Annotated in this window: 22 protein-coding genes; 14 read left to right on the forward strand and 8 right to left on the reverse strand. The window is 69.9% G+C overall.

Translation table 11 applies throughout. The features are described from left to right. Positions 1-110: 110 nt before the first annotated feature. The 4 genes from ACDP63_RS00410 to ACDP63_RS00425 form a co-directional block, all read right to left on the reverse strand. On the reverse strand, positions 111-1,190 hold the full coding sequence (locus tag ACDP63_RS00410; protein ID WP_028709835.1) for an NAD(P)H-dependent flavin oxidoreductase: 1,080 nt from the start codon (positions 1,188-1,190) through the stop codon (positions 111-113). After that, the gene (locus ACDP63_RS00415) at positions 1,187-1,771 is read right to left on the reverse strand and encodes a (d)CMP kinase (RefSeq protein WP_024842482.1); all 585 of its coding nucleotides are present in this window, start codon (positions 1,769-1,771) and stop codon (positions 1,187-1,189) included. The genes ACDP63_RS00410 and ACDP63_RS00415 overlap by 4 nt, the downstream gene beginning before the upstream one ends. Before the next feature lie 245 nt (positions 1,772-2,016). Continuing rightward, a complete protein-coding gene (locus ACDP63_RS00420; RefSeq protein WP_024842483.1) occupies positions 2,017-3,381 on the reverse strand; it encodes an ATP-binding protein in 1,365 nt (454 codons plus the stop codon). Then, positions 3,378-4,058: a response regulator gene (locus tag ACDP63_RS00425; protein ID WP_024842484.1), complete on the reverse strand. Its 681-nt coding sequence runs from the start codon at positions 4,056-4,058 to the stop codon at positions 3,378-3,380. Before ACDP63_RS00425 ends, ACDP63_RS00420 begins: the two co-directional genes overlap by 4 nt. Before the next feature lie 97 nt (positions 4,059-4,155). Between ACDP63_RS00425 and dsbD the strand changes: the two genes are divergently transcribed. From dsbD to ACDP63_RS00450, 5 genes are all read left to right on the forward strand, one after another. Beyond that, complete coding sequence (gene dsbD, locus ACDP63_RS00430) at positions 4,156-5,958, forward strand: protein-disulfide reductase DsbD (protein WP_024842485.1); 1,803 nt, start codon at positions 4,156-4,158, stop codon at positions 5,956-5,958. Then, on the forward strand, positions 5,955-6,758 hold the full coding sequence (locus ACDP63_RS00435) for a TlpA disulfide reductase family protein (RefSeq protein WP_024842486.1): 804 nt from the start codon (positions 5,955-5,957) through the stop codon (positions 6,756-6,758). Before dsbD ends, ACDP63_RS00435 begins: the two co-directional genes overlap by 4 nt. 2 nt (positions 6,759-6,760) lie before the next feature. Continuing rightward, positions 6,761-7,513 (forward strand): L,D-transpeptidase, encoded by a 753-nt coding sequence (locus ACDP63_RS00440; RefSeq protein WP_231486557.1) that lies wholly within the window; start codon positions 6,761-6,763, stop codon positions 7,511-7,513. Continuing rightward, positions 7,510-8,154, forward strand: coding sequence for a DsbA family protein (locus tag ACDP63_RS00445; RefSeq protein ID WP_024842488.1), 645 nt, complete (start codon positions 7,510-7,512; stop codon positions 8,152-8,154). Before ACDP63_RS00440 ends, ACDP63_RS00445 begins: the two co-directional genes overlap by 4 nt. 84 nt (positions 8,155-8,238) lie before the next feature. Then, positions 8,239-8,865 (forward strand): DsbA family protein, encoded by a 627-nt coding sequence (locus tag ACDP63_RS00450; RefSeq protein WP_028709834.1) that lies wholly within the window; start codon positions 8,239-8,241, stop codon positions 8,863-8,865. 124 nt (positions 8,866-8,989) lie between these two features. Here ACDP63_RS00450 and ACDP63_RS00455 read toward each other — a convergent pair whose 3' ends face one another. Next, positions 8,990-11,437, reverse strand: a complete 2,448-nt coding sequence (locus tag ACDP63_RS00455; protein ID WP_409927621.1) for an FAD-dependent oxidoreductase — start codon at positions 11,435-11,437, stop codon at positions 8,990-8,992. A gap of 253 nt (positions 11,438-11,690) precedes the next feature. On the opposite strand from ACDP63_RS00455, the gene ACDP63_RS00460 reads away from it, so the two are divergent. The 3 genes from ACDP63_RS00460 (at position 11,691) to ACDP63_RS00470 (ending at position 13,004) form a co-directional block, all read left to right on the forward strand. Then, the gene (locus ACDP63_RS00460; protein ID WP_028709833.1) at positions 11,691-12,245 is read left to right on the forward strand and encodes a helix-turn-helix domain-containing protein; all 555 of its coding nucleotides are present in this window, start codon (positions 11,691-11,693) and stop codon (positions 12,243-12,245) included. A 277-nt stretch (positions 12,246-12,522) separates the two neighbouring features. After that, positions 12,523-12,807 carry a hypothetical protein gene (locus ACDP63_RS00465; protein WP_024842492.1) on the forward strand — a complete coding sequence of 95 codons (285 nt, stop codon included), beginning with the start codon at positions 12,523-12,525 and terminating at the stop codon, positions 12,805-12,807. Further along, complete coding sequence (locus ACDP63_RS00470; RefSeq protein ID WP_024842493.1) at positions 12,807-13,004, forward strand: AbrB family transcriptional regulator; 198 nt, start codon at positions 12,807-12,809, stop codon at positions 13,002-13,004. The genes ACDP63_RS00465 and ACDP63_RS00470 overlap by 1 nt, the downstream gene beginning before the upstream one ends. Positions 13,005-13,146: 142 nt before the next feature. Here the strand turns inward: ACDP63_RS00470 and selA are convergent, their stop codons facing one another. The 3 genes from selA to ACDP63_RS00485 all read right to left on the reverse strand — a co-directional run bounded on the left by selA (position 13,147) and on the right by ACDP63_RS00485 (position 16,526). After that, the gene (gene selA / locus ACDP63_RS00475; protein ID WP_024842494.1) at positions 13,147-14,571 is read right to left on the reverse strand and encodes an L-seryl-tRNA(Sec) selenium transferase; all 1,425 of its coding nucleotides are present in this window, start codon (positions 14,569-14,571) and stop codon (positions 13,147-13,149) included. Between the two features lie 369 nt (positions 14,572-14,940). Next, on the reverse strand, positions 14,941-15,777 hold the full coding sequence (gene pdxY / locus ACDP63_RS00480) for a pyridoxal kinase (protein WP_028709832.1): 837 nt from the start codon (positions 15,775-15,777) through the stop codon (positions 14,941-14,943). Then, on the reverse strand, positions 15,774-16,526 hold the full coding sequence (locus ACDP63_RS00485) for an MOSC domain-containing protein (RefSeq protein WP_024842496.1): 753 nt from the start codon (positions 16,524-16,526) through the stop codon (positions 15,774-15,776). Before ACDP63_RS00485 ends, pdxY begins: the two co-directional genes overlap by 4 nt. 216 nt (positions 16,527-16,742) lie before the next feature. Between ACDP63_RS00485 and ACDP63_RS00490 the strand changes: the two genes are divergently transcribed. The 6 genes from ACDP63_RS00490 (at position 16,743) to ACDP63_RS00515 (ending at position 23,620) form a co-directional block, all read left to right on the forward strand. Further along, positions 16,743-17,333: an ANTAR domain-containing response regulator gene (locus ACDP63_RS00490; RefSeq protein WP_024842497.1), complete on the forward strand. Its 591-nt coding sequence runs from the start codon at positions 16,743-16,745 to the stop codon at positions 17,331-17,333. Beyond that, positions 17,324-18,496: a CmpA/NrtA family ABC transporter substrate-binding protein gene (locus ACDP63_RS00495; RefSeq protein WP_024842498.1), complete on the forward strand. Its 1,173-nt coding sequence runs from the start codon at positions 17,324-17,326 to the stop codon at positions 18,494-18,496. Before ACDP63_RS00490 ends, ACDP63_RS00495 begins: the two co-directional genes overlap by 10 nt. Before the next feature lie 281 nt (positions 18,497-18,777). Continuing rightward, complete coding sequence (locus tag ACDP63_RS00500; protein WP_024842499.1) at positions 18,778-19,986, forward strand: MFS transporter; 1,209 nt, start codon at positions 18,778-18,780, stop codon at positions 19,984-19,986. Between the two features lie 15 nt (positions 19,987-20,001). Continuing rightward, on the forward strand, positions 20,002-22,434 hold the full coding sequence (gene nirB, locus ACDP63_RS00505) for a nitrite reductase large subunit NirB (RefSeq protein ID WP_024842500.1): 2,433 nt from the start codon (positions 20,002-20,004) through the stop codon (positions 22,432-22,434). Continuing rightward, positions 22,431-22,766 carry a nitrite reductase small subunit NirD gene (gene nirD / locus ACDP63_RS00510; RefSeq protein ID WP_024842501.1) on the forward strand — a complete coding sequence of 112 codons (336 nt, stop codon included), beginning with the start codon at positions 22,431-22,433 and terminating at the stop codon, positions 22,764-22,766. The genes nirB and nirD overlap by 4 nt, the downstream gene beginning before the upstream one ends. Before the next feature lie 11 nt (positions 22,767-22,777). Then, a complete protein-coding gene (locus tag ACDP63_RS00515) occupies positions 22,778-23,620 on the forward strand; it encodes a formate/nitrite transporter family protein (protein WP_024842502.1) in 843 nt (280 codons plus the stop codon). The last annotated feature ends 7 nt before the right edge of the window (positions 23,621-23,627 follow it).

A 23,627-nucleotide genomic window follows, 5' to 3' on the forward strand; every position in this document is an offset into this window, starting at 1 on the left:
GTCTTTTTGTAGATGCCGGGATAAGCGCAAAGGGTCGCGGCATGCGCCCGACCCTGTTGAAGCGGCCTGTTCTGGCCCCATCGCTTACCTTGACGGGCGGGATATAACGCTCATCGGCCGTCCTGGCAAGCGCCGAGGCCCGGCAGATGCGCGCAAATCTCGCGCCCGAGCAGTTCCAGCAGATCCGCGGCGGGCATGGCGCGCGCGCGCGGCGCCTGGGTTCCCGCCCATTGCGCCGCGTAGTCCGAGCCGCCCGCCGCCGCATGCAGCCGCTTGGCCGCGTCATAGGTGATGGGGTAATCCGGCAGCGGCGGGGCCTCGGGTGCCGCGCCAAGCGCGGTCAGCCGGTTGGCAAGCCCGCGCGCCGGACGGCCCGAGATGGCGCGGGTCATCACCGCATCGCCGGGCTGCGCGCCGGCCAGCCGGCTGCGATAGGCCTCGCTGGCGGCCGATTCCGGGCAGGCGACGAAGGCGGTGCCCATCTGCACCGCCGCCGCCCCGGCGGCAAGGTGGCGCGCCGCATCGGCGCCGTCCATGATGCCCCCGGCCGCGATCACCGGCAGGCCCAGGTCCAGCAGTTCGGCCAGCAGCGCCGCGGTCGGCAGGCATTCGTCGGGGCCGTCGGGGTCGAAGATGCCGCGGTGGCCGCCGGCCTCGTGGCCCTGGGCCACGATCAGGTCGAGCCCCGCGTCGCGGATCGCCAGCGCCTCGGCCCGCGAGGTCGCGGTGGCGGCCAGGGTCGCGCCCATGTCGCGCAGGGCGGCGATGCGCTCGGCCGAAGGCAGGCCGAAATGAAAGCTGACCAGCGCCGGGCGCGCCGCAAGCACCGCGCGCAGCATCTCGTCATCGGCGACAAAGCTGCGATAGACCTCTGCGATGCCGGTCGGAGGCTCGGCCCCGGCGCGGCGGAACTCGGGCGCGAGATAGTCGAGCCAGGCCATTTCCCGCGCGGGATCGGCCTGGGCGGGGCGGTGGCAGAACAGGTTGACGCCATAGCGGTCCGAGCCCAGCCGCGCGCGCGTCTCGGCCATCATCGCGGCGGCCTGCGCGGCATCGGCGGCGCCCAGCCCCAGCGAGCCGAGGCCCCCCGCCAGGCTGACCTCGGCGGCAAGATGCGGCGTCGCGGTGCCGGCCATCGGCGCTTGGATCACCGGCACGCCCAGGTCGGTCAGCTGGAAACGCGGGCTCATGCGCCGGCCTCCCTGGCGCAGGCGATGGCGCGGGCCACGGCCTCGTCGATGGTCATTGCGCTGGTATCCAGCAGCAGCGCGTCATCGGCCGGGCGCATCGGCGCCACGGCGCGGGCGGCGTCGCGGGCGTCGCGCTCGCGCAATTCGGCCAGGATCCGCGCCTCGTCGGCGCCCAGTTCCAGCGCCCGGCGGCGGGCGCGGATCTCGTCGCTGGCGGTGACATAGAGCTTCAGTTCGGCCTCGGGGCAGATCACCGTGCCGATGTCGCGCCCGTCCAGCACCGCGCCTGGCTCGGTGCGGGCGAAGCGGCGCTGGAACTCGACCAGCGCGGCGCGCACCTCGGGGATGGCGGCGACGCGGCTGGCGGCCTGCCCGGCCTCGGCGCTGCGCAGGTCGGGGCGGGCCAGATCCGCGGGGGCAAGCGCGCGCGCCGCGGCGACAGGGTCGCCGCCCTTGGCGCCCACGGCGCGGTAAAGCAGCCCGGTGTCGAGATGGGCAAAGCCGAAATGCCCGGCAAGCGCGCGGGCGATGGTTCCCTTGCCCGATGCGGCGGGTCCGTCGATGGCGATGGTGAAGGGCATGGGGCCTCGGGCTTTTTTGGGGGGAGGGCGGTCCCGGCATCGCCCGTGCCCGGCCAAATGCCGGCCGGCCCGGTTTCAGATCCGGGCTGCAACCTTGCAAGGGCCGCCAGGGACATCCGCCGGACGGCTGCCCGTCCGCGACTGGATCATGGTGCCGGTTGCACCCGGCCTTGCCATGCGTTGCCTGCTGCCTGCGCCTTTGTCAATATCCGGGGCCGGAAAGCGCCGGCGGCCGGCACCGGCGGTCAAGGCCGCGCGGCAGGCAGGACCAGTTCGGCCCGCTCGCCGCCGCCTTCGCGGGCGGCGAGGCGCAGCTCTCCGCCCATCGCCTCGACGGCGGCCGCGACGATGGAAAGGCCCAGCCCGCTGCCGCTGCCCGAGGGGCTGGCCGAACCGCGATAGAACCGCTCGGTGACATGGGGGCGGTCGGCCTCACTGATGCCGGGACCGCGGTCCAGCACGCTGAAGCGGACCGTTTCCTGGTCGCGGGTCAGCCGGGCCTCGACGCCGGCGCCCGAAGGCGAGGCGAGGATCGCGTTTTCCAACAGGTTGCGCAGCGCCGGTGCCAGCAGGGCGGCCTGCGGGCTGCGCCATTCGGCCGCGCCCGTTTCCAGGTGCAGCGCGACGCCGCGCACCTGCGCCAGCCCGGCGAGTTCGTCGGCCACCTCGGCAAGGATGCGCGCACCGTCCTGCGCGGGGGTCTGCGCCGCGTCGATGGCGTTTTCGGCCGCAGTCATGTCCAGAAGCTGGCGCACCATGCGGTCGGTGCGGTCCACGCCCCGCGCGATCTGCGCCAGCGCCCGCTCGCGCGTCGCGGCATCGGGGGCCAGCGTCGCGACCTGCGCCTGGGTCTTCAGTCCGGCCAGCGGCGTCTTCAGCTCATGCGCGGCGAAGGCGGTAAAGCTGCGCTCGCGCTCACGCAAGCCTTCGACGCGGTGGAAGAGGCCGTTCAGCGCCTCAATCATGGGGCGCAGTTCCGAAGGCGCGCCGTTCTCTGGCAGGGGACCGAGATCGGTGGCCGGGCGGTAGGCCAGCGTCCGCGCCAGCCGGTCCAGCGGCGCCAGTCCGCCGCGCACCGAGAGCCAGATCAGCGCCGCCAGCAGCGGCAGGATCAGCATCGCCGGGGTCAGAAGCCCCATCACCACGCCATGCACCAGCCGGTCGCGCATGGAATGCGCATCGCCGACCATGACGCGGATGCCCAGCTCCGCATCGATATGGGTATAGACGCGCCAGACCTCGCCATCGACCTCGCGCTCGCTGAAGCCTTCCTGCTCGGCCAGCTGGCCCGAGGGCGCGCCGTCGGATTCGCTTTTCAGCTGGCCGTCGAAGCCCCAGACCTGGCAGATCAGCTGGCGGGCGTAGTCGTGCCGGCCCATGTCGGACAGGGCCGGCGCCTTGTCGACCAGCGTCGCCGCATCCGGTCCGGGCATGCCGCCGTTGCGGCGGATCAGCGAGGCCACCATCTGCGCCGATTCCTGCAGCCGCCGGTCCAGCACATGGCCGACCTCGGTGCGGGTCGAGTGCTGGATCCAGGCCACGGCGGACAGCCAGATGACGCCGGTCGCGGCCAGCAGGATGATGAACAGCCGCTTGCGGATCGAGGTCATCCTTTTCTCCCGTTCTCGGCGGGTTTCCCCAGCCGGTAGCCGGCGCCGCGCACCGTCTCGATGAAGGTCGTGCCGAGCTTCGCGCGGAGCTTGTGGATATGGACCTCGACCGTGTTGCTCTCGACCTCTCCCTGCCAGCCATAGAGCCGCTCTTCCAGGACGGGCTTGGCCAGGATGGCGCCGGGATGTTCGATCAAGGCCTGGAGGATGGCGAATTCCCGGCGCGAGAACGGAATATCGTCGCCGTTCCGCCTGCCGCGCATGGTCGCCGGGTCGAGTTCCAGGCCATTCCACGCGATCACGGCCGAGGCCCGGCCTTCCTGGCGGCGCAGCATGGCGCGCAGCCGGGCGGCAAGTTCCGCAAGGTCGAAGGGCTTGCCGAGGTAGTCGTCCGCGCCGGCATCGAGACCGCACACCCTGTCGCGCACCTGATCGCGCGCGGTCAGCAGAAGGACCGGGATTCGCGATCCCCTGCTGCGCAGTTCCGCCAGCAGGTCCAGGCCCGAACCGTCGGGCAGCATGATGTCCAGGACCATGCCCGCGAAGCCGCCGCCTTCCAGCGCGGCGCGGGCATCGGCCAGGGTGCCGACGCTATCGGCCGTGAACCCCGACAGGCCCAATCCGACGCCGAGGCCGTCGGACAGGACCGGATCGTCCTCGACAATCAGCAGGCGCATGCGCGTTTCCCCGTAGTTCCTGACGATCACGTTATCGTCGACGGACCTTAAGCTGGGCTTAAGGTGGCGTCTTTAGCCAGTCCCCATGATGACGAGATTGTTCCCTGCCCCTATCGCGGCGCTGCTGTCGCTGCTGATCGCGGCCCTTGTGGTGACCTGGGCCTCTGCCCAGACCCATGAGCCGCCCCTGCAACCGCAGGACGCTTTCGCCCTGACCGTCAGCCGGGACGAGGACGGCGCGCTGGTGCTGAACTGGCGCATCGCCGAAGGATATTATCTCTATCGCAGCACCTTCGCGGCGGAAGCCGACGGGCAGAGCCGGCCGTTGTCCCTGCCCGAGGGCGAGAGCTACGAGGATCCCTATTTCGGCGAAGGCCAGATCTATCGCGGCGAGGTCGCGGCACGGCTGGAGAACGCCGGTCGCCCCGTCACCCTGCACTGGCAGGGCTGCCAGCAGGACGGCATCTGCTATGCGCCGCAAAGCGTAAGGCTGGATGGCGATGGCACGTTGCTGGCGGATGCTCCCAAGCAGGAAGGCTCCGCCGGCGGCTCGGGCTGGAGCCCGCAGCCCGCAGATCCCGCGGCGGTTTCCGGTGCCGGACTGACCTTGGCCCAGGACCAGGGGCTGGTGCAGGGTCTGGCCGCGCGCGGGGGCGGGGCGCTGGTGATTGCCGGTTTCCTCGGCTTCGGGCTGCTGCTGGCCTTCACGCCCTGCGTGTTTCCGATGTTCCCCATCGTCGCGGGCATGCTGGCCGGGCAGGGCGAGAGTCTGACTGCGCGGCGCGGGCTTTTGCTGGCCAGCGCCTATGTGCTGGCGATGGCGTCGGCCTTCGGGCTGCTGGGCGTAGCGGCGGCATGGTCGGGGGCGAATCTGCAAATGGTGCTGCAATCGCCCGCCGCCATCGCGGTCGCCGCGGTGCTTTTCGTGGCGCTGGCGCTGTCGATGTTCGGCTTCTACGAACTGCAAATGCCGCAGGCGCTGCAAACCCGGCTTGGGCGTGTCGGCGGCCGGCGCGGTTCGGTCGGCGGCGCGCTGGTGCTCGGCGTCACCTCGGCGCTGATCGTCGGGCCTTGCGTGACCGCGCCGCTGGCCGGGGCGCTGCTCTACACCGCGCAGACCGGCGAGGTGATGCTGGGGGCCGCGGCGCTGTTTGCATTGGGGCTGGGGCAGGGGCTGCCGCTGCTGGCCATCGGGCTTTTCGGCCCGCGCATCCTGCCTCGCAGCGGCGGCTGGACGCAGGGTGCCAAGCGCGCCTTCGGGGTGATCTTCCTGGGCGTCGCGATCTGGCTGGCGGGGCGCGTGCTGCCGGGGCCGGTCACGCTGGCGCTCTGGGCGGCGCTGCTGGTCGGGACGGCGGTGTTCCTGGGCGCGCTGGACCGGCCGGAAGGTGACGCGACGCGAGGCCGCCGGCTTGGCGTGGCGCTTGGCATCCTGCTGCTGTTCGGCGGGCTGATGCAAGGCTTCGGGGCGGCGCTGGGGGCGGATGATCCGCTGCGGCCGCTGGCGCCGCTTGCGGGTCGCGCGGTGCCGGCGCCGACCGAGACGCAATTTGCCGAGGTCGTCACGCGGGCCGAACTGGAACAGGCCCTGGCCTCGGCCGACGGCCGGCCGGCACTGGTCTATGTCACCGCCAACTGGTGCGTGACCTGCCGCGCCATCGAACGCGGGCCCCTGGCCGACCCTGCCGTCCACGCCGCGCTCGCGGGCCTGGCGGGGATCAAGGTCGATGTCAGCGCCTTCAACACCGAGGCGCAGGCGCTGATGCAGGATCTGGCCGCCGCCGGGCCGCCGACGATGGTCTTTCTGGATGCGGCCCGCGCCGAGGCGCCAGGCAGCCGGCTGGTCGGCGAGATGGACAGCGCCGCGCTGCTGGCCTCGATCGCGAAGGTGGTGCCGTGACGGCGATCTCGATCGGCCCGCTGGTCTTCGACGGCGCGCGTTTCGCGGCGGTCGTGGCGCTGCTGCTGTTCTTCCTGGTGGTCGAGATCGCGGCGCGGCTGCAAAAAGGCGACGCGGGCCGATGGGCCGGCATTGCCGTGCTGGCCTGGATCCTTGGCGCGCGCACGGGCTTCGTCATCGCCAACTGGTCTGCCTTCACCCCCCATCCGCTGGACGCGCTGAAGCTCTGGCAGGGTGGTTTCCTGCCCGCTGCAGGCTGGGCCGGGGGCATCGCCGTCCTGTTGCTGGCGCTGCTGCGCCGGGCGCGGGGGGCAGCCCTGCCGCTGGTCCTGGGCGGCGCGGTGGCGCTGGCCGGGCATCAGGCCGTCATCGCCGCGCTGCCGCCGCGCCCCTCGGTCACATTGCCGGACCTGCAGCTGATCGCGCTGGACGGACGCGGGGTGCAACTGGGCGGGCGCGGCTGGCCCGTGGTGCTGAACCTCTGGGCGACCTGGTGCCCGCCCTGCCGCCGCGAGATGCCGATGATGACCGACCTGGCCGCGAATACGCCCGGCGTCGAGTTCGTCTTTGCCAACCAGGGCGAGGAAGCGGCCCGGATCATGGCCTTCCTGCGAGACGAAAAGCTGCCCCGCGAAGGCATGATCCGCGATCCGCATGGCCGGCTGATGGGGGCGCTTGGTGCGATCGGCCTGCCCTCGACGCTGGTCTTTGACGCCAAGGGCCGGCTGGTCGCGGCGCAGACAGGCGAGATTTCGCGCGCCGCCCTGGCCCGGATGATCGCGCAAGCGACCGGAGAATGACCATGAGCCCGATACGAACCGCATTGGCGGGCGCGGCGCTGCTGGCACTGGCGGCCTGCGCCTCGACCGGACCCGCGGCCCCCGCCGATCCGCCGCCGCCCGCCATCCGCCCCGAAGTGGCGGCCATGTATGGCGCTGTCGAGGATAATGGCCATCAAATCCCCGCCGTCTCGCCGCGACTGCTCACCGAGGACATGGCCCGGAAACTGGTGGATTACTGGAGCGACGAGAAGCCCGGCACGATCATCGTCGATCCCCATGCCCGCACCCTTTACCAGGTCCGGCCCGGCAGCAAGGCGATGCGCTATGCCGTCGCCGTGGATGCGGCCGGCTACGGCTTCACCGGCGAGGCGCTTATCCCCTATCAGCGCGACTGGCCAAGCTGGAAGCCCGCCGACAACATGATCGCGACCCAACCGGAGCTTTATGGTCCGGTGGAAAAGGGCCTGGAGGGCGGCATCGGCAACCCGATGGGCGCCCGCGCGCTTTATCTGCACAATGGCCGGGGCGACTCCTATTGCCGCATCCACGGCACCATGGACCCGGCCTCGATCGGGCAGGCGACCTCGGCGGGCTGCATCCGGCTGTTCAACCAGGACATCATCCACCTGGCCGAACAGACCGGCAGCACGACGAAGGTGATCGTGCTGACCCGCGCCGAATCCGGCAAGGGCACCATGCCGTCCAGCCAGCCTTTGCCTGCGCCGCAGGATGCGCTGGCTGCCGGCCGCGAGCAGACAGGAGGAACGACATGAGCATCACCCGACGCGACATCCTTGCCGGCACCGCGGGGGCAGGGCTGGCAGGCATCCTGGGCGGAACGGTCCTGCTGGGCAGGGGCGGGAATACGGCAAGCGATACGGCCGGAGCCGGTATCGACGACGTGCTGCACGATCCCGACAATCCCGCCCTGGGCAATCCCGAGGGGGCGCTGACCATCGTCGAATATTTCGACTACCAATGCCCCTATTGCAAGATGGGCCATGCCATGCTGACCGATATGGTCGGAAAGGACGGCGATATCCGGCTGGTGATGAAGGACTGGCCGATCTTCGGCGCGCCCTCGGTCCTGGCCAGCCAGCTGGTTCTCGGGGCGGCGTCGATGGGCCGCTATGCGCAGGCCCATGCGGCGCTGATGGCGACCGAGGCCAGGCTTTCCGAGGACCAGATCCGGCAGGTGCTGGGGGATGGCGGCATCGACACCGGGGCGGCGCTGGCCGCCTATCGCGCCGAACGCGACAAGTGGGACGGGCTACTGTCGCGCAACGCGGCGCAGGCCGCGGAACTGGGCCTGCGCGGCACGCCGGCCTTCATCATCGGCGCCAGGATCTATCCCGGCGCGCTGGACGAGACCCGCCTGCGCAGCGCCATCGCCGCAGCGCGGCAGCTGTCCTGAGCGAGATGGTCTAGAAAGGGCGGGAATCCCGCCGACATCGCCTTGCGGCGCCGCCGTCGGGCCTCGATACCTGAAGGAGAGATCATGCACCGTCGAAGCCTTGTCCTTGCGGGGGCCAGCCTGCTGTCGCTGCCGATCCTGGGCCAAACCGCCCAAGCGCAGGAACGCGACAACCCCATGCCCGACGACTTGCGCCAATCGCTGGAACGCGATCCCACGGCCCCGGTCCTGGGCAACCCGCGGGGCGACATCACCCTGACCGAGTTCTTCGACTATAACTGCCCGTTCTGCCGCAAGATGGTCGAGCCGATGCACCGGCTGATCACCTCGGACAAGAACCTGCGGGTGGTGTTCCGGGAATGGCCGGTTTTCGGCGAGGATTCGGATTTCGCGGCGCGGGCCTCGCTGGCCTCGCTGCAACAGGGCAAATACTGGCAGTTCCACACCACGCTGTTCCGCACCAAGGGCCGGGTGACCGAGGCCGCCACGATGCGCGCCGCCCGCGACATCGGCCTGGACATCGCCCGGCTGGAGCGCGACATGGCCGCCGAGCCGGTCGAGCGCCACATTTCCATGAGCCACATGCTGGCCGAGCATATGGGGTTGATGGGTACCCCCAGCTTCATCGCGGGCGACGAGGGCGCGTTCGGCGAATACAGCCTCGAGGATCTGCGCGGCCTGGTCCGGCGTGCGCGAGAGACGATGGGTTGAGCAAGGGGACAACGGCTGCCGGCAGGCCGTCGCCTGCATGGTGCCGGACCCCGAGACGCGGCGCGGCAGGTTCAGCCGCAGGCCCGTTGTCGTGATGGCGGGCTGCCCCCCGACCGGTCCCCGCTCAGCCGCGCACCCTTGTCGACTTGGGATCGTAGAGGGGGACGAGGCTGGGCCCGGCGGGCACGATGCGGCCGGCCACGTCAATGGCATAGTCCGATGCCAGGATCTCGGCCGCGGTCTCGTCGGTCCGGCAGGGGACGTAACCCAGCCCGACCGCGGCGCCGAGGGCGTGGCCGTAATTGCCCGAGGTCAGATGGCCCACGATCCTGCCGTCGCGCAGGATCGGCTCGTTGTGGAACAGCAGCGGCTCGGGATCCTTCAGCCGGAACTGGAGCAGGCGGCGCTCCAGCCCGGTCTCGCGCTTCTTCAGCACCGCCTCGCGGCCGATGAAATCGCCCTTGCCGGTCTTGACCGCAAAGCCCAGGCCCGCCTCCAGCACATGATCCTCGTCGGTGATGTCATGGCCGAAATGGCGATAGGCCTTTTCGATGCGGCAGCTGTCCATGGCGTGCAGCCCGCATAGCTTCAGCCCCACCTGCTCTCCCGCCTCGGCCAGGGTCTCGAAGACATGGGCGGCCTGGTCGGTCGGGACGTAAAGCTCCCAGCCGAGCTCGCCGACATAGGTGACGCGATGGGCGCGGGCCAGGCCCATGCCGATCTCGATCTCGCGCGCGACACCGAAAGGATGCGCCTCGTTCGACAGGTCGTCGGGCGAGACCAGCGACAGCAGTTCCCGCGAGCGCGGACCCATCAGCGGCAGCACGGCTTCGGCGGCGGTGATGTCGGTGATCGTCACCCATTGCTCGCCCAGATGCCGGCGCAGCCAGGCCAGGTCGCGCTGCAAGGTTGCACCGGGCACGACCAACAGGAAGTCGGTTTCCGACAGCCGCGTCACCGTCAGGTCGCATTCAATGCCGCCGCGTGTGTTCAGCATCTGCGTATAGACGATCCGCCCCGTCGCCACGTCCATGTCATTCGCGCAGAGCCGCTGCAGGAAGGAAGCCGCATCGCGCCCCTCGACCCGGATCTTGCCGAAGCTGGTCATGTCCAAGAGGCCCACGCCCTCGCGCAGCGCCAGATGCTCGGCGCGCTGGTTGTCGAACCAGTTCTGGCGCTTCCAGCTGTAACGGTATTCGCGCTCTTGCCCGTCATTGGCGAACCAGTTGGCGCGTTCCCAACCCGCGGCCTCGCCGAAGACCGCGCCGCGCGCCTTCAGATGCTCGTGCAGCGGCGAGCGGCGGATGCCGCGCGAGGTCGCCATCTGGCGATAGGGGAAATGGTCGGCATAGAGCAGGCCCAGCGTTTCGCTGACCCGTTCCCTCAGATAGCAGCGATTGCGCTGGAAGGGCTGGGCGCGGCGGATGTCCACCTCCCACAGGTCGAAGGGCGGCTCGCCGTCTTCCATCCATTGCGCCAGCGCCATGCCGGCCCCGCCGGAGGAGACGATGCCGATGGAATTGTAGCCCGCCGCGACCCAGTAGCCGGCAAGCTCAGGCGCCTCGCCCAGGTAATAGCGGTCGTCGGGGGTGTAGCTTTCCGGTCCGTTGAAGAAGGTGTGGATCCCCGCCTGGCCCAGCAGCGGCATCCGCGCCACCGCCCTTTCAAGGACCGGCTCGAAATGGTCGAAATCCTCGGGCAGCTGGTCGAAGCAGAAATCCTCGGGGATGCCCGCCATGCCCCAGGGCTTGGCCCTGGGCTCGAAGGCGCCAAGCAGGATCTTGCCCGCGTCCTCCTTGTAATAGGCGCATTCGTCGGGGACGCGCAGCACCGGCAGCCGGGCCAGTTCGGGGATATTCTCGGTGACGATGTAGAAATGCTCGCAGGCATGCAGCGGCAGGGTGACGCCGCTCGCGGCCGCGAGATCGCGGCCCCACATGCCGCCGCAATTCACCACGTTTTCGGTGGCGATATGGCCGCGCTCGCCGCCGGCTTCCCAATCGACGCCGGTCACGCGGCCACCCTTGGTGACGACGCGCGTGACCTTGACCTGCTCGATGATCTTTGCGCCGCGCATCCGCGCGCCCTTGGCCAGCGCCAGCGCGATATTGCCCGGATCGGCCTGGCCGTCCAGCGGCAGGTGCACCCCGGCGACCAGGTCGGAGATCTCCAGATGCGGGTAAAGCTCCAGCACCTCGCGCGGGGAAAGCTCGTTCACGTCCACGCCGAAGGCGCGGGCCAGCGCCGCCTGGCGCAGGATCTCCTCGCGCCGTTCCCCGGTCAGGGCGACGGTGATCGAGCCGCATTGCCGCAGGCCGGTCGCCAGCCCGGTTTCCGCCTCCAGCCTGGCGTAGAGATTGGCGGAATATTTCGCCAGCCGCGTCATGTTCTGGCTGGCGCGCAGCTGGCCGATCAGCCCCGCCGCGTGCCATGTGGTGCCGGATGTCAGCTGCTTGCGTTCCAGCAGCACGATGTCGGTCCAGCCGAGCTTCGACAGGTGATAGGCGACGGAACAGCCGGAAATGCCGCCGCCGATGATGACGGCGCGGGCTTGGCGGGGGAGTGCGACCATGATGGGTTATCCGCTGTTGAACTGGGTGGGCTGCGCGCAGGGCCGATGCCCTGCGATCCTTTGGCGGGCAAGAGGCGACCGGGCGTTTCCATTCTGCCGACATGCCGAAACTATCCATGGCAAGAATGAAATTTCAATAAATAATTTCAATAGTAATGAATTACTGGTATAAAATTTCATATATGATCCGCTGGCCTGTTGAAATTTCACAAGGATTGCTGCACCCTGCCAGGCACCATCAGAAGGAGAGCCGATGGGCCATCACGTTGGCGAAGACATCCGGTCGCTGCGCAAGTCGCGGGGCATGACACTGCATGAGCTTGCGGGCGATGTCGGGCGCTCGGTCGGCTGGCTGAGCCAGGTCGAGCGCGGGCAGACCGCGCCGTCGGTCCACGACCTGGGGCAGATCGCGGACCGGCTGGGGGTGAACATCAGCTTCTTCTTCCGGTCCTCCAGCCGGGCGCCCGAGGAACGCGGTCTGGTCCTGCGCGCGGCGGACCGGACACCCATCGGCTCGCAGGAAAGCGGCCTCGTCGAGGAGTTGCTGTCGCCGACGCTCAGCGGCTCGTTCGAGATGATCAAGTCCATCTTCGCGCCGCGTTCCTCCAGCGGCGGGCGGCGCAAGGCGCGGCCGAAGGAGGACGGCGGCGTCTTGATCTCGGGCCGCCTGACCCTGATCGTCGGCGACCGCGAGATCCGGCTGGAGCCCGGCGACAGCTTCCAGTTCCGCGAGACCGATTATGCCTGGCGCAATGACGGCGACGAACCGGCCATCGCCATCTGGATCGTCTCGCCGCCGATCTACTAGCCGCGGGGGCCGACCCGGCCCTGGCGGATCGCGCGGCGCTCGTGACGGTCGCGCCGGTCCCATCGGGCCAAGCGGATCCCCGGCCCGCGGCCAGCAGCCGGGCGCCGATGCGGCCTGCAGCCGCCCGGCCATTGGAACGCCATGCAAAGGCGGCTATTTCCGCCGGCAGGCCCGGCAGGCCCGGCAGGCCCGGCAGGCCCGGCAGGCCCGGCAGGCCCGGCGGCAGGCGTCAAGCCTTTCGTCCGGGACGAACGCGTTCGCGCGATGCGCGCGGGCGATGCGGCCGGGCCCGCAGGTGGTCGAGGGGCTGCCGGCGGCGCGGCGCAGCCCCGCCTCGGTGCCCTGGCTGACCGGCCCAGCGGCTCCTGCCTGGTCAGCCGCCGTTCCCGCCCATATCACCAAGTCGAACGGTGGCATCATGGGCATCGGCCCGGCGCAGGCGGAGCCCGTGCGAATGATCCTGTCCGGCACCGATCCGGGGGTGATCGGTGCGGGCCTGCTGCCGATCCTGCTTTGCGGCTGGTCCGGGCTGCCCTGTCTTGGATCGCCGGCATCGGGCTGATGGGTGGCATGCTGGCCGCTGTGCCGGGCAGCATCGACTCGATCGCCATCCTTGCGATCGGAACGGGTGCCGATATCGCCTTCGCCATGAGCTTGCAGACCCTACGCCGGTTCGCCGTGGTGATCGTCGGTCCGCTGATCGCCACCGGAGTGGCGCACATGCGGCACCGCCAGCGCCAGGGCCGCGGCAGGATGTGATCCGCCGGCAACCCGCTGGTTGTCCGCGCCATGGCCCCGTTTCGGCGCGCGAAACCGGGCTGGCCAGCCACGGCCGCCGGGTCATGGGGATGCGCTCCGTCCCGATCTGGCCGGCGCATGGGGCGGCTGGAATGGCGCTCCGTCAGGGCAGTTCCCTGGCGGTTCGTTCGGCCAGCAGCGCGGCAAGGCCGGGCAGTTGCTCGACCAGCGGCTGCGGATCGTCGAGGCAGCGCAGGTCCAGCCAGACCGCGCCCTCGGCGATCCGCCCGATCACCGGCAGCGGCAGGTGGCGCAGCGCCCGGGCGATCCGCTCGGCGCTGGCCCCCGGCGCCGGAATGCGCAAGGCAAGGCTCGGCAGCGTCTGCAGCGGCAGCGCGCCCGAGCCGATCTGCGCCTGCGAGGCCGCGATTTCCGGCGCATGGTCCGCCGGCAGGGCGGCGGCCAGCGCGGGCAGGATTGCCTGGGCCATGGCCCGCATCCCGTTGGGCCGCCGGGCCAGGTGGCGCAGCGTGGGCAGGGTTTCGGCCAGCCGGTCGGGGTCGCGGTAAAGCGCCAGCGTCGCCTCCAGCGCCGCCAGCCGCACCTTGTCGAGCCGCAGGGCGCGTTTCAGCGGATGTTTCGCGCACCGTTCCACCAGATCGCGGCGCCCGGCGATGAAGCCCGCCTGCGGCCCCCCGAGCAGCTTGTCGCCGGAAAACGTCACCAGGTCCACGCCCTCGGCCAGCGCGTCCTGCGCGCTGCGCTCATGCGGCAGGCCCCAGCGCGACAGGTCGACCAGCGTGCCCGAGCCCAGGTCGTCGACCAGCGGCAACCCATGCCTGCGCGCCAGCGGCAGCAGCTCCGGGCAGCGCGTCTCATGCGTAAAGCCCAGCACCTGGTAGTTCGAGGGATGCACCTTCAGCAGCAGCGCCGTATCCGGGCCGATGGCGCCTTCGTAGTCGCGCAGATGGGTGCGGTTGGTGGTGCCGACCTCGCGCAGGCGGGTGCCGGCGCTTTCCATGATCTGCGGCATGCGGAACGAGCCGCCGATCTCGATCAGCTCGCCGCGCGAAACGATGGTTTCGCGCCCCGCCGCCAGCGCCGCCAACACCAAGAGGATGGCCGAGGCGTTGTTGTTGACGATGCAGGCGGCCTCGGCGCCGGTGATCTCGGCGACCAGCGCCTGCACCGCGTCGTCGCGCTGGCCGCGCCGGCCGGCGTCGAGGTCGTATTCCAGCGCCAGCGGCCCGGTCATGGCGCGCATGGCGGCCTCGACCGCCCGCGGGGCATAGAGCGCACGGCCGAGATTGGTGTGCAGCACCGTGCCGGTCATGTTGAGCACGCGCTTCATCGCCGGCGCGTGGCGCTGGTCGAGCCTTTCCAGCGCGGCCCCGGCAATCTGCCCGGCGGCGCTTTCGCGGCTTTCGATATCCGCGGTGCCGTCCAGCAGCCGCTGGCGGTATTCGTCCAGCAATTCACGGATGCAGGCCAGGCTTGCGGCATGGCCATGTGCGTCGATGCAGGACTGTCCCTGGGCCGATTGCAGAATCTCATGGACGGGGGGCAGGCGGGAAAGCGCGGATGGCATCTGTCGGTCCTTTGGGTGCCGGGGTTGCTGGATTCATGATGTGCGATCCCGATGCGATGCGACAGGGTCTTGGGGATTTTTCTGGCCTGCGCCGCCGCCTGGGCGTTGTGAACCGGGAACGGCAAGCGGCCGAGCCGGAGGACGAGCCGCCCGCATCGCGCGCCATCGGCCTGCCCGGACGCGCGCCCTCGGGCGGGGCCGAGGGGTTCGCCATGGCGCCGGCCCCGGCGCGGCCGGCCATCAGTTTCGCAGGCGGCGCGAAGCCCTTCTCGCGGATCTCGCCGGCACAGGCATTCGAAGCCATGCCACCGGCGCCGAGCGGCCGCTTCTCGGGTGGTGCGGGCGCCGCAAGGCCCGGCCCCGCCTTTCTCAGGGCTCCAGCAGGGCCTTGCGGAAATCGGGGTCCGAGAGCACCACCTCCTTCGCTCCCAGCGCCGCCGCGCGCTCCAGCGCCCGCGAGGTCTGGACCTGCGCATATTCGACCGCCTGCGCCAGGCTGCGCCCGCTTCCCAGGGCGGCGGTGATGAGGCCGGCGAACAGGTCTCCGGTTCCTGCCATGGCCAGCGGCAGATGCGGCGTGGGGTGGCGCGACAGGCCTTCGGGGCCGTGGATCACGCTTTCCAGCATGCCCGGCGCCGTCTCGCGCAGCTTGCAGCCGGTGACGATCAGCTGCGCCTCGGGCGCCATGCGCAGGGCGCGGGCGGCGCGGTGGATGTCGGCCAGTTCCGCGATGGGCTGGCCGGTCAGCCAGGCGACCTCGAACGGGTTGGGCGAGGCGATGTCGGCCAGGGGCAGCAGCCGGTCGCGGAAGGTGTCGGCGATCTCCCTGGGCACATAGAGCCCCGGCTGCTCGTCGCCCAGCACCGGGTCGCAGTAATAGCGCAGGTGCGGGTTCGCCGCCTTGGCGCGGGCGACGAAATCGGCGGTCAGCCGCGCCACCTCGGCCGAGCCGATATAGCCGGTCAGCAGGAAATCCGCGCGCTGGGGCAACCCGCGGTCCCAGGCGCCCTGCAGCAGCTCGGCGAAGAAATCGCCCGGCAGCGCCCGGCCGCGCAGGCTCGGGTAGTCCGGCGTGTTGGAAAAGATCACCGTCGGGATCGGCGCCACCTCCAGCCCGGCGGCCAGCATCGGAAAGACCGCGGCGGAATTGCCGACATGGCCCATGACCACCTGGCTCTGGATCGAGATCGCCAGCGGCCGGCTCATGCGCTGCCCTCCAGCCGCCTGGACCAGTCCTCGACCCGTCCGCTCTCCAGCCGGCGGATGGCGTAGCGCCGCCAGCCCTCGGCCAGCACGTCGAGCGCGGCGATGCCCTGCAGCTCGCCCAGGTTCAGCCGGTCCACGTAAAGCGCATGCCACAGCCGGCGCAGCGTCCAGTCGGGCGCTACCCGGTCGATCAGTTCCAGCCGGTCGCCGGACGCCACGATCCCCGGCTCCAGCACGCGGTAATACCAGCCGGTGCGGCCGCTTTGCTGCACGCGCCGCGCCATGTCCTCGATGCCGAAGCGCCGGTTCAGCTTCCAGCAGGGCTGCCGCCCCTGCGAGACCTGCACCAGTGCCCCGCCCAGCCGGAAGATGTCGCCCACCGCCACCTCCGCCTCGGTCGGCCCCTCGGTCGAGATATTCTCGCCAAAGGCGCCGGGCGTTTCCAGAAGTCCCCTGATTTCTTCGTTCCTCAAATACCCCACGGGGGGCCGGGGGTGTGAAACCCCCGGTGCTTCGGCCAGGCGCGGCCGTCCAAGCTCCTCGCGCCAGGCTGCATAATGATCGAACGGATAGTGATGCACGGCCTTTTCCGGCCCGCCATGCACGCGGCGGTCGGCCTGCTCGTCGCCTTCGAATCCCTCGGGGCCAAGCGCCAGCGGCCGGTCCACCGGGCGCTTGTCGATGCCGCTTTTCTGCTCGCTTCCGGACAAGGGGGCGGCCTTGCCCGTCAACAGGATGATTTCCGGCATGGTTGCCCTCCGTTCGCATCGCCGCCAGATTAGCCAAACCCCCGGCAGGCTCAAGGGAGCCGGCGTCGCATCTTTCCTGCCCGTCCCTTGGGCAGCGTCGCCCGAAACCTGCCCGCCGGCGTGCAGATCCGGTGCGGGACGGTGCGGCGAGGGGGCGATGCGTTGCGGGCGCGCTGTTTCGGTGGCAACTGCAAGGGCGGCACAGGCAGGAAGCAGATGGACAAGCGCCTTTCCATCGTCGTCATCGAACCCGACCCCGAGCGCGCCGCCCCGATCGTGGACGGGCTGCGCGAAATCGGCGACCATGACATCCGCATCATTTCCGAGGAGACCGGGCTGGCGCGCCATATCGCCGAATGCCGGCCCGACATCGTGCTGATCGACCTGGCCAACCCCTCGCGCGACGTGCTGGAGGAACTGGCGGTGGCCTCGGGCCCGACCGAGCGGCCGGTGGCGATGTTCGTGGACCGCTCGGACGAGCACCTGACCCGGGCGGCGGTCGAGGCCGGGATCTCGGCCTATGTCGTGGATGGGCTGCGGCCGGAGCGCATCAAGCCGGTGCTGGACGCGGCCGTCGCGCGCTTTCACATGGTCCAGCGCATGCGCGCCGAACTGGCCGCCACCCGCGCGGCGCTGGAGGAGCGCAAGGTGATCGACCGTGCCAAGGCGGTGCTGATGAAGGCGCGCGGCATCGACGAGGAGGCCGCCTATGCGCTCTTGCGCAAGACGGCGATGGACCAGGGCAAGCGCGTGGCCGAGATCGCGCAGCAGCTGGTCCTGGCCGCGGGGTTGCTCTCATGCCGCTGACGCCCCTGCGCCTGGGCTATGTGCCGCTGATCGACGCCGCACCGCTGATCGTGGCGCGCGAGCTGGGCTTTGCCGCCGAGGAGGGCTTGGAGTTCCGGCTGCTGCGCCTGGGTGCCTGGGCGCAGGCCCGCGACATGCTGGGCGCCGGGCTGATCGAGGCGGCGCATATGCTGGTGCCGATGCCGGTGGCGCAGGCGCTGGGGTTGGGGCCGGCGCTGCCGGACCTGGACCTGGTGATGTTCCTGTCCCAGGGCGGGCAGGCGGTCGCGGTCAGCGCCGCGCTGGCCGCCAGGATGCGCGACCAGGGCCATGATTTCGACTTCCGCGACGCCCGCAAGGCCGCCCATGCCCTGCATGGCGCCGCCCCCGGCCGGCTGCGGGTGGGCGTGCCCTTTCATTTCTCGACCCAGCTGGAACTGATCCGGCACTGGCTCGGTGCCTGCGATTTCCGCCCGGCCTTGGAGGTCGTCACCGTGCCGCCGCCGCTGATGGCCGAATCCATGGCCGCGGGCGAGGTCGATGCCTTCTGCGTCGGCGAGCCCTGGGCGTCGAGTGCCTTGGACCGCGGCCTTGCCGCGCTGCTCTTGCCCGGCACGGCGATCTGGGCCTCGCCGCCGGAAAAGGGGCTGGTGCTGCGCCGCAACTTTTCCGAAGCCGAGCCGCAGCTGACGGGCGCGCTGATGCGGGCGGTCTGGCGCGCCGGGCGCTGGCTCGACGAGCCCGAGAACCGCGACACCGCCGCCGAGATCCTGTCGCGGCGCGAATATCTGGATCTGCCGGCCGAACTGGCCGAGCGCGGGCTGACCGGGCGGATGCAGGTCACGCCTTCGGGCGAGATCCGCCATGTGCCGGGCTTCGTCGCCTTCCATGCCGGGGCGGCGAATTTCCCTTGGAAAAGCCTGGCTGCACTGTTCGCGCAGCGCATCGCCCTGCGTCACGGGCTGGAGCCGGGACCGGCGATGCAAAAGGCGATGGCGCATTTCCGCACCGATCTTTACCGCCGGCACCTGCGCGAGGCGGGGGCGGCGCTGCCCGGCGCCTCGGCCCGGCTGGAGGGCGCGCTGGCTGAGGACCGCGAGGTCGCGGCCGAAAAGGGGCAGATGATTCTGCGTGCCGATGCCTTCTTCGACGGCACCGTCTTCGAGCCCCCTTTCGCCGGTTGAGCGTTTTGCAGGCAGGCCGGGCATGGGGCTGCCCGGCATTCGGGCGCAGCCTGTCGCGGATGCTGCGATGCCGCATCAAGGCTTGATCCGGCCCGCGTCCTGACCCAGTCTTGCCTCATGGCCCGGCGCAACGGCGCGCCATCGGCCCGCTCGCAATGATGCGGCACGGGTTTCCGCAAGGGCGCGGAGATCCTCCCCCGAAAGCGTAAATCCGCTGCGGTATTCGCCGCTCGGCCGCGCTTTCCGACAGCCTTCGCCATCAGCAACGCATCGGAGCCACCATGTCCGCCGTTCCCCCCGTTCCATCCTCCGAGGCCAGCCGCGCGCTGGGCCTCTCGACCTTCGCCTTCACCATCTGCTTCGCGGTATGGACCATCTTCTCGATCATCGGCCTGCAGATCCGCGAGCAGCTTTCCCTGACCGAGACGCAGTTCGGCCTGCTGATCGGCTTGCCGATCCTGACCGGCTCGCTGGTGCGCATCGCGCTTGGCGTGCTGACCGACCGGCTGGGCGGGCGGCGCGTCTATACGCTGACCATGCTGGCCGCCGCCGGCGCGACCTTCCTGCTGTCCTGGGCCAGCACCTGGCCGCAGATGCTGCTGGCGGCGCTGGGCGTCGGGCTGGCCGGCGGATCCTTCGCCGTCGGCGTGGCCTATGTCTCGCGCTTTTACGACAAAGGGCGGCAGGGCACGGCGCTGGGCATCTTCGGGGTCGGAAATGTCGGCGCCGCCGTGACCAAATTCGCCGCGCCCTTCGTCATGCTGGCACTGGGCTGGCAGGCGACCGCGCAGATCTGGGCCGGTGCGCTGGCGCTGACCGCCGTGCTGTTCTGGGTCTTCAGCAAGGACGACCCGGTCACCGCCGCAGGGGCCAGCCGCAAGGCGCCCTTGCGCGCCGAGTTCGCGCCGCTGGGCCAGGTCCGGGTCTGGCGCTTCTCGGCCTATTACTTCTTCAGCTTCGGCGGCTTCGTGGCGCTGGCGCTGTGGCTGCCGCATTACCTGACGCAGGTCTACGGCTTCGGTGTCGGGACCGCCGGCATGATCGGCGCGGCCTATTCCATCCCCGGCTCGATCTTCCGCGCCTGGGGCGGGGTGCTGTCCGACCGCATCGGCGCGCGGGCGGTGATGTATGCGACCTTCCTCGTCTCGCTGGTCGCGACGGCGATCCTGTCGATCCCCTCGGGCGTGCCGGTGCCGGTCTTTTTGGCGGTGATCTTCGTGCTGGGCTTCTTCATGAGCCTGGGCAAGGCCGCTGTCTACAAGCACATCCCCAGCTATTACCCCGGCCATGTCGGCGCGGTCGGCGGGCTGGTCGGCATGATCGGCGGCCTTGGCGGCTTTGCGCTGCCGCTGCTGTTCGGCTGGCTGCGCGACCAGACCGGGCTGTGGTCCAGCTGCTTCATGGCGCTGTTCCTGCTGGTCGGGCTCTGCGCGCTCTGGATGCATGCCTCGATCCGCCAGATGGGCCGCGCGCCCCTGCAAGCCGCCTGAGAAAGGAGTCACGCGATGAAGAAACTGGTCGTCATCGGCGCCGGCATGGCCTCGGGCCGCCTGCTGGAGCAGCTGTTCGAGGCCGCGCCCGGCGAATGGCATGTCACCCTGTTCAACGCCGAGCCGCGCGGCAATTACAACCGGCTGATGCTCTCGCCGGTCCTGTCGGGCGAAAAGACCTATGAGCAGATCGTCACCCATGACGCGGACTGGTATGCCGCGCATGGCGTCGATTGCCGCTTCGGCGAGCCGGTGGTGCGGATCGACCGCGCCAATCGCGCCGTCTATTCCAATTCGGGCGGCGCGCCCTATGACGCGCTGGTCATCGCCACCGGCTCGGCGCCCTTCATCATCCCGGTGCCGGGCAGCGATCTGCCGGGCGTGGTGACCTATCGCGACCTCGAGGACACCAATGCGATGATCGAGGCCGGTATCGCCGGCAAGGATGCCGTGGTGATCGGCGGCGGGCTGCTGGGCCTTGAGGCCGCGGCCGGCATGGCGGCGCGCGGCGCCCGCGTCACCGTCGTCCACCTGATGGGCCACCTGATGGAGCGGCAGCTGGACCCCGCCGCCGGCTATCTGCTGCAGCGCGACCTGGAGCGCCGCGGCATCAAGGTGCATTGCAAGGGCGCGACCAAGGCGATCCTGGGCCATGGCCGGGCCGAGGCGGTGCTGCTGGAGGACGGCACCGTCCATCCCGCCGACCTGGTCTGCATGGCGGTCGGCATCCGCCCCGAGGTGCGGCTGGCCAATGACGCGCATCTGGAGGTCGAGCGCGGCATCGTCGTCGACGACGCCCTGCGCACCAGCGACCCGCATATCTTCGCGCTTGGCGAATGCGTCGAGCATCGGGGGCAGGTCTTCGGCCTTGTCGCGCCGCTTTACGACCAGGCCAAGGTGCTGGCCCGCACCCTGCTGGGCGAGGAGGCCGAGTTCCGCCCGGTGCAGACCGCGACCAAGCTGAAGGTGACGGGCTGCGACCTGTTCAGCGCCGGCGATTTCGCCGAAGGCGAGGGGCGCGAGGACATCGTGTTTCGCGACCCCGGCCGCGGCATCTACAAGCGGCTGGTCTTGGAAAACGACCGCATCATCGGCGTGGTCATGTATGGCGACACCGCCGACGGCAACTGGTTCTACGGGCTGATGAAGGACGAAACCGACGTGTCGGAGATGCGCGACACGCTGATCTTCGGCCCGGCCTTCCAGGGGGGGACCGCGCTGGACCCTATGGCGGCCGTTGCAGCCTTGCCGCCTGAGGCGGAGATCTGCGGCTGCAACGGCGTCTGCAAGGGAGCGATCACCGATGCGGTGCTGAATGGCGCAACCACGCTCGACGCGGTGCGCGCAACCACCAAGGCGTCGGGATCGTGCGGCACCTGCACCGGGCTGGTCGAGCAGGTGATGAAGCTGACGCTGGGCGACGGCTTCGTCGCGCCCGCGCCCGCCGGCATGTGCAAATGCACCGACCACAGCCACGAGGACGTGCGGCGGCTCATCAAGTCCATGGGGCTGAAGTCGATCCCGGCCGTCATGCAGGAACTGGGCTGGAAGAGCGTGGGCGGCTGCCATTCCTGCCGCCCGGCGCTGAACTATTACCTGCTGGCGGAATGGCCCCTGGAATATCAGGATGACCGCCAGTCGCGCTTCGTGAACGAAAGGAACCACGCCAATATCCAGAAGGACGGCACCTATTCCGTGGTGCCGCGCATGTGGGGCGGCGTCACCACGCCCTCGGAACTGCGCGCCATCGCCGATGCGGCCGAGAAATATGCCGTGCCGATGGTCAAGGTCACCGGCGGCCAGCGCATCGACCTGCTGGGCGTGAAGAAGCAGGACCTGCCGCATATCTGGGCCGACCTGAACGCGGCCGGGCTGGTCTCGGGCCATGCCTATTCCAAGGGGCTGCGCACGGTGAAGACCTGCGTCGGCAGCGAGTTCTGCCGCTTCGGCACCCAGGATTCCACGGGCCTCGGCATCCGGCTGGAAAAGCTGCTCTGGGGTTCCTGGACGCCGCACAAGGTCAAGCTGGGCGTCTCGGGTTGCCCCAGGAACTGCGCCGAGGCGACCTGCAAGGATGTGGGCGTGATCTGCGTCGACAGCGGCTACCAGATCAGCGTCGCCGGGGCCGCCGGGATGGAGGTGAAGGAGACCGAGCTCCTGGCCGCGACCCCCTGCGAAGACGAGGCGGTCGAGATCATCACCGCCTTCATCCAGCTTTACCGCGAGCACGCGCGCTATCTGGACCGGCCCTATAAATGGGTGGCCAAGGTCGGGCTCGACTGGGTCAAGGAACAGATCGCCGACCTGCCGACCCGCCGCGCGCTGGTCGAGCGGTTCGAGATCAGCCAGTCGGTCTATCGCAAGGATCCCTGGGCCGAACATTCCACCACCACCGAGACGCCCCGATGGGCGCCCCTTGCCGATCTGACCCTGGAGGCTGCGGAATGACCGTCTTTGTCGATATCGGAGCCCTGGACGACATCCCCCGCCAGGGCGCGCGGGTGATCCGCACCGCGCAGGGCTGCGTCGCCGTCTTTCGCACCGCCGACGACCGGGTCTTTGCGCTGGACGACCGCTGCCCGCACAAGGGCGGCCCGCTGTCCGAGGGCATCGTGCATGGCGATCGCGTGACCTGCCCGCTGCACAACTGGGTGTTCGACATGAACTCGGGCGCCGCGCAGGGCGCCGACGAGGGCGCGGTCCGCACCTGGCCCGTCCGCGTCGAACAGGGCCGCGTCCTGATCAGCGCCGAACTCGTCTCCCGCTCGAACGCCGCCTGAGGAGTTGCATCATGTCCTATGTCAATCCTGCCGATTTCGCGAAGAAGATGATCGACGCCGGCGAGGCCAAGGTCTTCATGTCCACCAAGGACACGCTGATCCGCGCCTATATGGCCGGGGCGATCCTGGCGCTTGCCGCCGCCTTTGCCGTGACCGTCACCGTGAACACCGGCGAGCCGCTGCTGGGCGCGCTGCTGTTCCCGGTCGGCTTCTGCATGCTCTACCTGCTGGGCTTCGACCTGCTGACGGGCGTGTTCACGCTGGTGCCGCTGGCGCTGATCGACCGGCGGCCGGGGGTGACGGTCCAGGGCATGCTGCGCAACTGGGGCCTGGTCTTTTGCGGCAATTTCGCCGGCGCCTTCACCGTCGCGGTGTTCATGGCGATCATCGTCACCTTCGGCTTTTCCGAGGCGCCGAACGCGGTCGGCGAACAGATCGGCCATATCGGCGAGGGGCGCACGATCGGCTATGCCGCCCATGGCGCGGCGGGGATGCTGACGCTGTTCGTCCGCGCGGTCATGTGCAACTGGATGGTTTCGACCGGCGTCGTGGCGGCGATGATGTCCACCAGCGTCTCGGGCAAGGTCATCGCCATGTGGATGCCGATCCTGATCTTCTTTTACATGGGGTTCGAGCATTCCATCGTGAACATGTTCCTGTTTCCGGCCGGGCTGCTGCTGGGCGGCCAGTTCACCATCATGGACTACATGATCTGGAACGAGATCCCGACCGTGCTGGGCAACCTGGTCGGCGGGCTGACCTTTGTCGGCGCGATGATCTATGCCACGCATCACAAGACCTCGCCCCGGCGCGAACCCGAGGCCGCCGAGCCCGTCCCGGTCGCCGCCGAATGAGCGTCGC

Source organism: Paracoccus sp. P2, assembly GCF_046335115.1.
Classification (GTDB): domain Bacteria; phylum Pseudomonadota; class Alphaproteobacteria; order Rhodobacterales; family Rhodobacteraceae; genus Paracoccus; species Paracoccus pantotrophus.